Annotated in this window: 10 protein-coding genes; 4 read left to right on the top strand and 6 right to left on the bottom strand. The window is 72.5% G+C overall.

Features of this window, described 5'->3' with window-relative positions; all coding sequences use genetic code 11:
* Positions 1–14: 14 nt before the first annotated feature.
* Genes OP04_RS28615 through OP04_RS28630 form a run of 4 tightly spaced genes read right to left on the bottom strand, consistent with a single transcriptional unit; the run spans position 15 to position 6,769 of the window.
* On the bottom strand, positions 15–2,540 hold the full coding sequence (locus OP04_RS28615; RefSeq protein ID WP_157240481.1) for a hypothetical protein: 2,526 nt from the start codon (positions 2,538–2,540) through the stop codon (positions 15–17).
* A gap of 14 nt (positions 2,541–2,554) precedes the next feature.
* The gene (locus OP04_RS28620; protein WP_232323773.1) at positions 2,555–4,093 is read right to left on the bottom strand and encodes a sulfatase family protein; all 1,539 of its coding nucleotides are present in this window, start codon (positions 4,091–4,093) and stop codon (positions 2,555–2,557) included.
* A 16-nt stretch (positions 4,094–4,109) separates the two neighbouring features.
* Positions 4,110–4,733, bottom strand: coding sequence for a helix-turn-helix transcriptional regulator (locus OP04_RS28625; RefSeq protein ID WP_033342982.1), 624 nt, complete (start codon positions 4,731–4,733; stop codon positions 4,110–4,112).
* 59 nt (positions 4,734–4,792) lie between these two features.
* Positions 4,793–6,769 (bottom strand): hypothetical protein, encoded by a 1,977-nt coding sequence (locus OP04_RS28630; protein ID WP_157240484.1) that lies wholly within the window; start codon positions 6,767–6,769, stop codon positions 4,793–4,795.
* Between the two features lie 660 nt (positions 6,770–7,429).
* Here OP04_RS28630 and OP04_RS50220 point away from each other — a divergent pair.
* Positions 7,430–9,055: a diguanylate cyclase gene (locus OP04_RS50220; RefSeq protein WP_051799266.1), complete on the top strand. Its 1,626-nt coding sequence runs from the start codon at positions 7,430–7,432 to the stop codon at positions 9,053–9,055.
* An 11-nt stretch (positions 9,056–9,066) separates the two neighbouring features.
* Here the strand turns inward: OP04_RS50220 and OP04_RS28640 are convergent, their stop codons facing one another.
* Complete coding sequence (locus OP04_RS28640; protein WP_051799267.1) at positions 9,067–9,399, bottom strand: STAS domain-containing protein; 333 nt, start codon at positions 9,397–9,399, stop codon at positions 9,067–9,069.
* 60 nt (positions 9,400–9,459) lie between these two features.
* On the opposite strand from OP04_RS28640, the gene OP04_RS28645 reads away from it, so the two are divergent.
* From OP04_RS28645 to OP04_RS28655, 3 genes are all read left to right on the top strand, one after another.
* Positions 9,460–9,822: a Rossmann-fold NAD(P)-binding domain-containing protein gene (locus OP04_RS28645; RefSeq protein ID WP_051799268.1), complete on the top strand. Its 363-nt coding sequence runs from the start codon at positions 9,460–9,462 to the stop codon at positions 9,820–9,822.
* Between the two features lie 220 nt (positions 9,823–10,042).
* Entirely contained in the window at positions 10,043–10,969 is a 927-nt protein-coding gene (locus OP04_RS28650; RefSeq protein WP_033342984.1) for a hypothetical protein, read from the top strand.
* Complete coding sequence (locus tag OP04_RS28655) at positions 10,962–11,309, top strand: hypothetical protein (protein ID WP_033342985.1); 348 nt, start codon at positions 10,962–10,964, stop codon at positions 11,307–11,309. The genes OP04_RS28650 and OP04_RS28655 overlap by 8 nt, the downstream gene beginning before the upstream one ends.
* Positions 11,310–12,442: 1,133 nt before the next feature.
* Here OP04_RS28655 and OP04_RS28660 read toward each other — a convergent pair.
* Positions 12,443–12,904, bottom strand: coding sequence for a cupin domain-containing protein (locus OP04_RS28660; RefSeq protein ID WP_033342986.1), 462 nt, complete (start codon positions 12,902–12,904; stop codon positions 12,443–12,445).
* Positions 12,905–12,947 lie beyond the last annotated feature (43 nt).

Raw genomic sequence — 12,947 nt, forward strand, 5'->3', positions numbered from 1 at the left:
AAAAGGTCCGGCGCTCAGCTCTCCGCCGCCCTGACCAGCGCTGCGAGATCGCGAGCGGCGACGGCGAGCCTGCTGTCTCCGGGCCGGGCCGCGAGCACGTCGAGGCCGGGCGGAGCACCGATGCGACCACCGCCCCGGACGGCCTCGGCCGCGAGCGTGAGCAACTCGGCCAGCCCCGGAACGGCCTTCCCGGGTGGCAGGCATGGCAGCACGCCGAACACGACCTGCCGGACCGCGTCGTGCGCGCCCGCCCGCAGCGCCTCGGCCAGCGGCTCCACGGCGCGGCGCAGCACGACCCGGCCGGACGCGGCCAGGGCGCCCAGTTCCTCCCCCACCCCGCCGGCGTCCCCGCCGGGCCGGGTCGCGAGCGTGATCAGCAGGTCCCCGGCGGCGATGCGGGTGCTCGCCCGGCGCTCGGTCAGCGTGTAGGCGAGGATCGACGCGGTGGCCGGTCCGGGCGGGCCGTCCGCGGCGGCGAGGCCGGGCAGGAACGCGGTGCCCGGGTCTCCCCGGCGCGAGGCGAACGCGACGTAGGGCTGCAGGTGCGCGGCCGCGACCTCACGGTGCGACGGGGTGATCATCGGCCACAGCGTCAGGTCGTGCACGAGGTGGTCGTACCCCCGTTGCCGGTTGGTGCGTTCGTCGCCGAGCTCCGGCGGGAGCGTTCCGGGGTCCAGGACCGCGATCCGGGGCCCACCGTCGGTCTCCTCGATCCGGGTGCGTGGCGGGATCGCGCCCGGCCACTCGGCGAGCCGGCGGCCGGCGGGTGAGGTGAGCGTGGCCGCCTCCCGGCGCACGGCGGGGTCGATCTCGCGCGGCAGGCGCAGCAGGGCCTGGGTGAGGTCGTGGTCGAGGTGCGGGCCGCCCGCCCGCAGGCGGGCCAGGAGCCGGCCGGGGTCTAGGTGGCCCGCGACCGTGTCCGGCGTCGCGAGCAGCACGGGTGGCGGCGCGTCGATCAGGCGGGTGATGAGCTCCTCGTAACGGCGTTTCACGAACGCGCTCAGCGGCACGTCGAACCGGTCGATCTCCGCGTGCTGGAACCGCTGCGCGCGGCCGCAGACGGCGGCGAGCAGCGTCGGCCAGTAGCCGGAGTACCAGTCCCGGGTGATCAGCGGCTCCAGCGCGCGGGCGGCCCGGTCGCGGTCGCCGTGCGCGGCCCGGACCAGGCCGGCGAGGACCAGTTCGTGGCGCACCGGATCGCCACCGCGCCGGTGTTTCATGACGGTCAGCGCGTCGACGAGTTCGTCCAGGCTCAGCGGAGGCGGCATCGCGGCGGGCGGCGCGAACGCGCCCAGCACCGGTCTCGGCGGCGGTGCGGCCGCGGTGGCACCGAGCACGGCCGCGAGCCGGGCAGCGACCGGGCCGTCGAGGGCCGGGATCTCCGCGGCGAGCCGTTCCCGGGAGGCGTCGGAAAGACCGGAAGAGCAGGTCAACAGCGTTTCGAGGGTACGGCTGGCCAGTTCCGGCACCGGGTGGTGCAGGCCGGTGATCAGCTCGTCGATCAGGTCGTCGACCGGCATCGGCCGCAGCCGGTCGAGGTAGGTGAGGTGGGCGCGGACGAGCGTGCGCTCCGGCCGGCTCAGCATGGCCCGGGTGATGTCGGCCAGCCGGTCGGTGCGGTCGTCCTCGCGGAGCGCCGCATAGGCGAATCCCGCCACGGTGGACACCGGGGAGGACAGCAGCCCGATCAGCGTGCCGGTATGCGCCGCCAGCTCCCCCGCCGTCGGCGCGAGGTCGCGGAGCACGCCGAGGCAGGCCCGCTGCACACCGGTCCGGCCGCCGGCCTCGAGCCGCAGCAGGCAGCGCGCGATCAGCCATGCCCGGTCGACCCGGCCGGTCGCGGCCAGTCCGGGCAGCGCGGCCGGCCACCGCGAGGAGGCGAACGCGTCCGCCACCACGTCGTCGTCGAACAGTTTCGGCAGCACGTCGTCGCACCAGGGATCCTCGCCGATGGGCGTGTCCCGCTCCGCCCGGACGAACTGGGCCACCGCCGCGGGCGTGCCCGGTGCTCCCGCGCCGGTCGCCCGGAGCAGCGCCTCGGTGAACGCCCACGGCACGGTCTGGGTCCGCGGGCGGGTGCGGCGTTCCAGCGCACGGGCGAGCGCCGCGCACCAGGCGTTGCCGCGCGCCCGCCGCAGGCCGGGCACGATACCGGGCAGCGCGGACTGAAAGCCCGGCAGGTCCGCGGGCCGGTGCAGCAGCCGGACCGCGTCGTCGGCCGACGGTGCGCAGGCGACCACGGCGAGCAGCGCGGCGCTCGTCCGGGCGTCGTTGACCACGGCGGCAGCGCCGGACGCCTCCTCGTGCCGGCGGCGGTACTCGCACACGCCCTCGTCCGCCTGCCCGCACGCGCATCGGCGGCCGGTGTACCGCAGCTCCGGCACCGGTGCGATCGGCTGGTACGGCGGACGGTACCCGTCGAGGTGCGCGGTCAGCTCGGCCAGGTCCCGGACGCCGAGGCCCGCGATCAGCGTGGCGAGCCCGGTCGCGTCGCCGCCCTCGATCCGGCCCCGGATCTGCTCCCACACCGTGCTGCTCACGATCATGTTCCCCGTCACGCCTTGCCCGCTGCCCAGCACGCCTCGGTGCCCGCGCAGGCGACCAGCGCGGCCAGCGAGGCCTTGAGTTTCCGCCTCTGGTCCTCGCTCATCGTCTTGATCCTGTTGTGCAGCTGCGCGGGATCGGCGACCCGGTCGTAGAACTCCATCGCGCCGCCCTCGTACAGCACGAACGTGTAGTTCGGCGCGCGCAGTGCCGCGTACGACGGCGGGATCCCGGCCGCGGGCGTCTGCGCGTCGGGATCGTCCGGGTCGGCGGCCGGGCGGTGGTGCTCGATCAGCGCGAGGTTGCGCCAGTCGTCCGTGGTGCCGTTCCGCAGCAGCGGCACCAGGCTGCGCCCGTCCGTGTCCGCGGATGCCGGCACGCCGGCGATCTGCTCGAACGTGGGTCGCAGGTCGATGTTCTCCGCCGTGCGGTCCACGGTGGCGCCGCGCCGGACGCCGGGGCCGGCCACGATCAGCGGCACGTGCACGTCGGTCTCGAACGCGGTCTGCTTGCCCGCGGTCAGCCGGTAGTCGCCGAGGTGGTAGCCGTTGTCGGAGCTGAACACGACCACGGTCCGATCCGCCACGCCCGCGTCGGTGAGCGTCTGCCGCAGCGCGCCGACCATCCGGTCCACCGACTGCACGGCCTGGGCACGCTTGCGGTACGCCTCGTCGATCTTCTTGATCTCGCCGTCGCCGAGCCGGGTCCGGCCCTCCAGCCACGGCGGCGGGTTCTCCGGCAGCGTGTCGTAGGTCGCGCCGCGCGGTGCGGTCAGCCCCGGGAACGCGTCCTCGTCCTGTGGCGCCGGCGTGTACGGCGCGTGCGGCGAGAACGGGGCGACCTCGATCAGGAACGGCCGGCCCGCCGCGGCCTGGGCCTCGACGAACGCGGAGGCCTTCCTGGAGAGCACGCCGGTGAGATAGTCCGCGGGCGTGTCACCGTAGTCCCTGGCGGTGCCGTTCTCGTTGAGCTTGTAGTCGTACTGCCCGTAGGCGTTGCCGGCGACGGCCCACTCGTTCCAGCCCGGCGGGACGTACCCACCGGCGGGCTGGTAGCCGTTCATGTACTTGCCCAGCATGGCGGTGCGGTAGCCGGCCTTCTGCAGCGACGTGGCGAAGGTCGACCGCTCGTTGCCGCGGTCCTTGAACACCCCGAACCCGCCGTCCGGCGCCGTGTTCGTGAACACTCCCGTGTTATGCGGAAATTTGCCGGTTAATATGGATGATCTGGACGGGCAGCAGAGTGAGTCCGTCACCACGTAGTTCGAGAACGACGTGCCGTCCTCCGCCAGCTTCCGCACGTTCGGCATGTACTGCAGCAGGTCCATCGACAGGTCGTCGGCCAGCACGAACACGATGTTCGTCCCGGCCTGCGCCAGCGAGCCCGCACCGGCTCCGGCCTCGGTCCCGGCTTCGGCCCCGGCCTCGGTTCCGGCCTCGGCCGGTGACGCACCGCGCGACGACTCCGCGGCCGGCGGGCCCACCGAGACCTGGCCGCAGCCGGTCAGCATCAGCGCCGCCACCACGGCCGGCACCATACGTGCACGCACAGGAGAGTCCCTTCGGTCAGATGATGCCGGCACGCAGCGCGTACGCGACCGCGTGCGGGCGGTTGCGCAGCCCCAGACGCTGCGTGAGCCCGTAGATGATGTTCTTGACCGACCGCTCGGAGTAGGCCAGCTTCTCCGCGATCTCGACCGTGTCCAGCCCGTCGGCCATCAGCTTCAGCACGTCGACCTCGCGTGGCAGCAGCCCGGACGCGCTCAGCCCGTGCGGCCACAGCACCTCCCGCTGCACCCGCTCGATGTGTTTGAGCAGCTCACCGACGAGCGGCGGCGACATCACGCCGCCGCCCGCGTGTGCGGTGAGCACGCCGCCGACCAGTTTGTCCGACGCGACCGTGTGCCGCGGCAGCACCGCCACCACCCGGCAGGAGACCGCGGTGAGCAGCTCCGTCTCGGTGATCCCGCCGGTGATCAGCACGACCGGCGCGCCGATCTCGTCCGCGAACGTGCGCAGCAGCGTGATCGTGCGCGGGTTGAGCCGGTCCACCTGCACGACCAGCACCTCGGTTCTGGCCCGCTCGTCCGGAGCGAGAACGGTTACCTCCGGTCGTTGTGCCAGCAGGGCGACGAGCCCGGCGTGGCTGACCGCGTCCGTGGCGTACACGGACACCTGCACCTGATCCACGCCTTCAGTCTCCGGAGCGGCTCTCAAGCAAACCTTCACAGCACCTTCAGCGGTACGGATCAGCAGGTCACAGGGCCTCCGTCCGGGCTCATCGAGAAGACGGTCACCGAGTGGGCCGGCAGGTCGACGTCGAGACCGTGGGCCGCGACCGCACGGCAGAAGGTGTGCAGCGTGACCGCGTCCGGTGCGGCGGCGGTGTTGGCGCTGTCGAAGCGGGGCGGCGCGACCTGCCGGACAGCCGCGTGCCCGTCCGTGGTGAAGCCGTCGAGCGCGATCCGGGCATGGATGGTCTCGGCGGGCAGCGGCGACCGGTTGACCACCATCACGTGCACGGTGCCGTCCGCGGCCCGGACCGCGGTCACGGCCAGCTTGTCGTACCCGGCGGCACACAGGTCCTGGGGTGTGCCCGCGCCGTCGCACATCTCCGGCCGGTCCGTGGACCGTCTCGGATTGCCGGCGACGGAGTTCGCCAGCCGCCGGCCGCCCGGGGCGAAGACCGGCGTGACCGCCTCCCGCACCCGGGCCTCGGCGGAGACCACGGTGCCGCTGCGGCCGAGCAGCGTATACATGCCCTCGCTGCTCAGGTCGTTGGCCTGCACCCACGGCACGCCCAGCTCCAGCCAGTCGATCCACTGCGACGCCAGGTACAGCGCGTGCGTCATCGCGAACGTGTACTGCGGATACGCGCCACCGCCGTCCGGCCCCCACAGCGCGCCGGACTCGGAGATCGCCACGCTCTTCCCACCGGCCGACGCGCGGATGGCCTCGAACTTCCGCACCGCGTCGGCCGCGCCGATCATCTGCCAGTCGTGCGCCTCCCCGATCGAGTCCCAGTCGGCCATGCCACCGCCGCTGAAGTGCGTGTACGGGTGCGTGGTCAGGCAGTCGAAGCTGCTCCCGGCCGGGATCGCGTTCCCCTTCAGCCGCTCGAACGCGGGCGCGAACGTCGCCCGCCCCCAGGACGCGCACACCTCGAGGCCGGGGTCGACCGCGCGCATCGCGGCCCGGAACTCCACATACCCCTTGTGGGTGGAGGTGTAGGACGCCACCAGGCTCGTGCCCTTCGGCGGGATCGCCCCGTGCGTGCCGTCACCGAACGTCACCGTGCCCCGGAACTCGTTCAGCACGAACACGGTCGCGGACGCGGACGCGCCGTCCAGCGAGCCGACCCGGGTCCAGGTCGTTCCGCCGGCCCGCAGCACGAAGTCGCCCGGGTCGGCGGTCGGATAGTTGAGGTCGAAGACCTGGTGCGCGGTGCCGTCACTGGCGACCGGCCCGGTGGCCGCGCCACACAGCTTCCCCAGCCTCTCGTTCTCGATCCGCCGGCTGCCGCCCGTGATGTACTGCCGCAGCGCCTCGTCGGTGTCCTGCGACATCCAGTACCGCTGGCCGGCGTGGTAGTTCTCGTTGCCCAGCTCCCACCGGGTGATGCCGTACGGCTGCGGGTGGTCGTCCGGTCGCAGCTCCGCCCAGTCGACGCCACCGTTCGGGTTGATCCCGTCCCCGGCCGGCGTGTTCAGATATTCGACCAGGTCGGCCGCGTCGGTGGCGGTCCCGATCGCCATCGGCACCATGATCTGTGTCTGCGCGCCGACCGCGGCCGCGAAACGCAGGTGCTCGACCAGCCCGTACGCCGGGTACTGCCCGATCAGCACGTCGTCCGCCGGGTTCGCCGCATCGCCGAGATCCTGGACCCGGCCGTCGCGCTGGCAGACCCGGCTGTCGCCGATCGTGCCCTTCCACAGCGTCGTGTTCGCCACCGTGCCGCCGGGCCAGCGCAGCATCCGCACACCCGCCGCCCTCGTCCTGGCCACCGCGCCCGGATCGGGCCGGTCACCGGCGGTGTCCCACACGCCGTACCCGTCGAGAGGGTATCGGTGGTTGGCGCCCAGGAAGTCGGCCGGCACCGCGCCCACGGCCACCGCCGTCCGCACCGTGATCACCGGGTCGGTTGCGGCGCTGCTCTGCGCCGACACATTCATCACCAGCACAGCCGCCAGCGTCGTCACCACTACGAGCCCACGCAGCGCTCTCATCCCATCGCCTCCCGGTTGCCGCACATTCCGCAGACCGTAGACACACATCAGCAGCCCACCGGACGAGTCGGATCAGTACGGGTAGCACCGGTGCCCGGAAATACCGGATGGGGCACGGATCTCTCGACCGTGCCCAATCCGTCCGCCATCAGTCTCAGCACGCCCGCAACGGCCGGAACGACAACCCCGGCCGCGGGCTGACCCTTCACCCTCCGGCCACCACGCCAGACACCGGTGACGTAGCCGGGACCCGCGAGCGGTGACACGTCATCCAGTGGGTTGCCGTCGACGGTGATGAGATCAGCGTCGAATCCCTCCCGAAGCCGCCCGGAAAGCGGAGTGGCCCGTCGGTGCGCGCGGTCAGTCCGGGTAACCGGTGAATCCGACCACCTTCAGGTTCCCGTCGAGGCGGACCGTGGTGCCGGCGTTCCACCGCACGTGCATGGGATACGGCGTGCCCGGATACCACCGGGCCGCCGGCCCGTCCAGCCGGTACTGCGTGTTCGTGCCGGGCTCCGATCGTGAACGCCGCCGGCCCGAGGACGCTGCATGTCGGCACCGGGCGCTCGTCGGGATCCTCGGAGTCCGCCCGGACTTCGAGCGCGCTGACCGTACCCCCGGAAGCCTTGGATTGGTCTGCGGCGTGCCGATAGGCACGACGTGGCTCACGAGACGGGAACGGCCGAGTCCGCGCGCGACACGGTGCTGGCCGATGCGCTGGCCGAACACCCGGACGGCTACTTCTTCGCGTTCGGGGAGAACGGGCTGTTGGTGCCGATGCCGAACTCGGTCGAGCTGGCCGGGCACCGGGTGGTCGAGGGTGCTCGTTCCGCGCTCGACCTGGTGGTCCGCGGCGAGCAGCAGACGGTGACGACCGCCTGGTACCGGATGCTGTCCGAGGGCGCGGCGAGCTGCCAGGTGCATCCGCTCAGCTCCCCCGACCAGCAGGTCACCCTGACCTTCGTCGACGTGACCCACCGTCACGGGGTCTATCTCGGGTTCGTCACCGGCATGCGCGGCGACATCGGCACGGCCATGCTCGACCACAAGCCGATCACACCCAGAATGATCACGGTACGGAAGGACGCCACGGCCCGGATCGTGGCAGCCGACCCCGGCATCGAAATGTTGCTGGGCTGGACGCCCGCGGAACTGCTGGAGACCCGGTCACTGGACCTGGTCCATCCCGACGACCGCGACCGGGCGATCGCGAGCTGGCTCGACCTGATGTCCGCGCCGTCGGGTGCGGCCCGGCGGGTGCGGCTGCGGCACCTGCACCGCGACGTCACGGTGGTGTGGTTCGAGATCACCAACTACCGCCACCTCGACGACCCGGACCGGCCGCACGTCCTCGCCGAGATGCTGGACATCTCCGACGAGATGGCCGCGCACGAGGCGTTGCGCGCCAACGAGCAACTGCTGCGCCGGCTGACCGAGAGCCTGCCGCTGGGGGTCCTGCAGATCGACGCCGACCGGCGGATCGTCTACCAGAACCAGCGGGTCACCGAGACCGGCGGCGCCCGGGTCGGCGACCTGCTCGCCGACACCCACCTCGCTCACACGCTGCCCGCGGACCAGGACGTCGTCGACGATGCGATCACCGCGGTGCTGGCCGGCGACGGCGACCGGGACATCGAGTACGGCTACCGGCACACGACCGCCGGCCTGCGCCGGATCAGTGCCCGCCTGCGCGCGCTCACCACCGACGCCGGCGTGGTCACCGGCGCGATCATCTGCCTCAGCGACATCACCGAGGACTCCCGGCTGCGCGAGGAGCTCATGCATCAGGCGACCTACGACCCGCTGACCGCCTGCCTCAACCGGGCGTCGACGCTCGCCGCGCTGCAGGAGTCCTTGCACCGGCAGGCCGGCTCCGGGGTCGCGGTGATGTTCATCGACCTCAACTCGTTCAAGGACGTCAACGACCGTCTCGGCCATGCCACCGGTGATCGCCTGCTCGCGTTCGTGGCCGAGCGGCTGCGCCGGTCCGTGCGGGAGACCGATGTCGTCGGCCGGTTCGGCGGCGACGAGTTCGTGGTCGTCTGCGCCCCCGTCGCCGGCTCGGACCGCGCCCGCCTGATCGCCGAGAACCTGGTCGCCGCGCTCGAGGATGCCACGCTGGAGGCCGGCGGCGAGGTGCTGCGCCCGGCGGCCAGCATCGGCGTCGCCTGGACGCCCGCCGGCGCGATGCCGGCGGAGGCGCTGATCGCCCGCGCCGACGCCGCCATGTACGAGGCGAAGAAAGCCCGCACCGGGCGGCTGGCGATGGTCCTCGCCACCACGTGAGCGGTGCGGTCCTACGGGTGGATGCGGTGCGTGGGTACGCCGGCCGTGGTCAGCAGCAACGCGAGCGGGCCGGACGGGTTGGTGTGGAAGACCGCGACGTGATGCACGTCCGCGAGCGCGCACACGGCGGCGAGGGTGCCGATGTTGATCGAGTCGATGGCGCCGACGTCGGCGAGCGCCACCTCCAGCCGCAGCGGGCGGGTCTTACGAACCACGTGGACCAGGGTCTGTCTCAGCTCGACCGCGTCATCGACACCGACGTCGCCGTGCGCGGCGATCACCACGGTGCCGGGCGGCCGCGGACGCGGTGATCTACGCCGGTACGCCTCGCGCCGACCGTCCACGGCGACGGCGACACCCGCGGGCTCGTCGCCCTGCTCGCCGGCCTCGCGCGCCGGACCGGCGTGTCCGCGTTCGTCGGCGACGGCGCCAACCGGTGGCCCGCCGTCCACCGCCACGACGCGGCCCGGCTCTTCCGGCTCGTGGTGGAATCCGCACCGGCCGGATCCGCGCTGCACGCGGTCGCGGAGGAGGGCATCGCGTTCCGGGACATCGCCGCCGCGATCGCCACACGTCTGGGGCTGCCCACGGAGAGCAGGGCGACGGACCATTTCGGCCTGCTGGCGCCGCTGGCCGGGCTGGACAGCCCGACGTCGAGCGCGCTGACCAGGTCCCGTCTCGGCTGGCGGCCCACCGGCCCCGCCCTCATCGAGGACATCAGCGCCGGGATCTACAGCGATGCCGAGATGCCCGGAGAACGGCGCTGACGGAAGAACCGGTCCCGCGTTCTTCCGGAGGCCAGGCCTAGCCTCGGAATGCACCCGGCGCGGGTCCCGGCCCGGTTCAGCGAGGTGCGGAGGCGCCGCCGGGGCCCGCCGTTCGGGTGCCCCACGTCCACGATCAGCCGTCAGGTCCGCTCCACTGTCGACGCGAGCGCGACCGGACGAGCGATGCATGCCGCGTCGCGGGCTCGAAGAATGATGCGGCATGGGCCAGCCAACAGCACCCGCGCACCCCGTCGGCCGCCTGCTGCGTTCGCGCTGGCTGCAGGGCATCGGCGCGATCGCCGGGGTCCTCGCCGTCGGGCTGACCGTGCTCTACGCCCAGCGCCAGGCCGGCGAGCCTCAGCCGTCGTTCCAGCAGAGCGGCAGCGGCAACGTCGGCATCCACGACGGCAGCAACAACTGCGTCAACTGCCGGATCGAGCAGGCCGAGCCCAGTCCGTCCGCGCCGCTGAACCCGCTCGCGGTCAACGCGACCTGGCCGACCGCGCACGGCTGCGACCCGGCGACCGCGGTCGCGGTCTTCTCTGACGGCCCGGACCCGCGCACGGTACGACTGGTCCGCGGCGAAGACCTCCGGATCCGGCTGGCCCAGGAGGGCGGCGCGGTCTTCGGGCGCGGGTTCCTGCGCTTCAGCCTCACCGTCACCGACGACTCGACCGTGGAGATCGTCAACCTGCGGCCGGTCATCTTCCGGCGCACGAACACCCAGCCGATGTGGATCTGGAGCCCGGAAGGCGGCTGCGGCGACTCGTACAACCGCGTCTTCCGCCTCGATCTCGACGAACCCTCGATGGAGGACATGGGTCTGCAGGGTCCCGAGGAGATGCGTGATACCGAGGAGCCGCCCCCGGCCGGCGGTGAGCTCGGCACGACGTTCCACGTCACCCGCGACGACCCGGCCATGGTGGAGATCTGGGCCGAGGCCTGCGCCGGCACCTACGAATGGGGTCTCGACGTCGTCTCCGTCGTCCGTGGTGAGCAGCGCGTGACTCGTCTCGGCACCGCCGAGGAGCCGTACCGCACCATCGGGGTCCTGTCCGAGCCCGCACCCGCCTACGGATGGGACCTCGACAACCTCGAAGCCATCAAGCGCACCGGCGAGCAGGACCGTCCGTACTCGTGTGAGTGATGTCAGCGGGTGCGTCGCGGCCACGCCGCACCTGACGGACCTGGGCGTGGCGGAGAACCAGAAGTTCCCGGCGATCGCGAGGAGGAATGCCGCGAGGCAGACACCGATCAGCACCTCCCCGGTGATCAGCCCGGCGCAGAGCAGCACGGCCCGGCCCTGGGCCGCCTCGGCCGCGTCGCTCCCCCACCGGGTGGCCGTGCGGCGCGGCACGGCGCCGAGAAGGCCGCCGGCGACCATCAGCGCGGAGAGTTCCAGGCCGACGATGAGCCCGACGCCGACCAGTGCCAGCGACAGGCCGGTGACGGCGACGCGGGCGGCGCCCTCGACCGTACACCCATGATGACCTGGACGACGCCGATCAGCACCTTCCACACGGCGCCGCAGGCGACCACGGCCGCGGCGGGCAGCAGGCTACCGGAGGGCTCGCTCGCCGGCGCGGGAGATCTTGGCGGCGGCCGCGCTCTCCGAGTACGGCAGCTCGGTCGCGTCCGTGACCAGCGCGCGCCGCAGCGGGATCATGAACAACACTTGCGGGACCGGCCGTCATCAGTCGACGCCGCACGGGTTGAGCGCGGTGTCGCTGCGGATGAAGTATGAGGCCCTGTGGGTGACCACCACGTCAGAATCCCCCGCCCGTCGGGGTCGGTGCGCGGTGACGACAAGCGCACGCCGGCCCCTCTGCTCTGGCCCTCCGTCCGGCCGACGCGCACGCCGACCGGTGATGTGCCGCCGCCGGGATCCTCGACAGCGGCGGCACACCCACGGGCCTGGAGCGGGCCACCTCTGCTGGCTGATCGGCTTGCCTCGCCCGCTACGGCTCGGGCTCATCGCTTCTCCCCCGCGCGGTCCACGACGCGTGCCGCAGCTGTGCGCCAAGTGTGTCCCATCGAGTAGCCGATCGGCAGTTCAATCGCCGTCAGCCGACGCGCACACGCACAGCGGACGCGGGAACACGAAAGAACCGGCGCGAATGACCGCATTCTCGAAGCCGCGCAAGAGGTTGCGCGGTTCTAGGCCTGATTCGAGGGCACGGTGGAGGAGGCAGTATTTGACGGCCGCCCCACGGCGAGATCCGTCCAGCTCGCCGAGATCACCCACGACATGTGGGCGTAAGGCGTGTTGCGGCCGGCGGCTGACACCGGCCGCCGGGTGCCTACGGCCGCTGTGCGACCCGCCCTCGTTCGTGCCGCCTGAACGTGCCGTTCAGCTTCACCGATCATCCTCTGACGCCCGAGCCGGGCCGGGCGCGTACAAGTCCTGGCCATGGCGCGGCGGGTGTGGGCAGGCGACCGCCACCGGCCCTGGGCGATCGTGCACGTGGTCGGCAGCGATGACTCGGACCGGCTCCGCTGTGGAAGCCCGACCGTCTGTCGCACCCAGATCGCCACGGCTGGCGCACCTCGGCGGGTCGACGCGACCGGAAGATCGGCGTCGGCCCGCCGGAGCCCTGAGCTGTCGCCTCGCGCAGCGCGACTACGGCGCGTACTCGGTGGACGGCTCGGTGCCGTACTTCGTCCAGACCGTCGTGACCGAGTCGTGGGTCAGCTGCCGGCCGGACGCCACCATGTCGGCCAGGTCGCGGAAGTACTGCACGTACTGATCGGGTGTGAACGTGTTCAGCATGACCGCGGGCTCGCCGGTCACGTTCGCGAACGTGTGCGGCGCGCCGGGCGGGACCATCACCCAGGTGCCCGCGGGCGCGTCGTGCTCGTCCTCCCCGACCGTGAACCGCACGCTGCCGGACAGCACGTAGAAGCCCTCGTCGTGCTGCGCGTGGCGGTGCTGCGGCGGGCCGGGCGTGTGCGGCGGCACCGTGATCTCGCCGATGCCGAGCCGGTGGTTCGTGCTGCTGCCGTCCTCCAGGATCCGGATCCGCGACGGCCCGTTGACGATGAGCTCGCCGTCGTCCGGCCCGACGACCGACACCTTGTGCATGCTGCCTCCCCTGTCCGGTGATCTCCGACAGCGGAACCATACA

Source organism: Catenuloplanes japonicus (assembly GCF_000717135.1).
GTDB classification, from domain to species: domain Bacteria; phylum Actinomycetota; class Actinomycetes; order Mycobacteriales; family Micromonosporaceae; genus Catenuloplanes; species Catenuloplanes japonicus.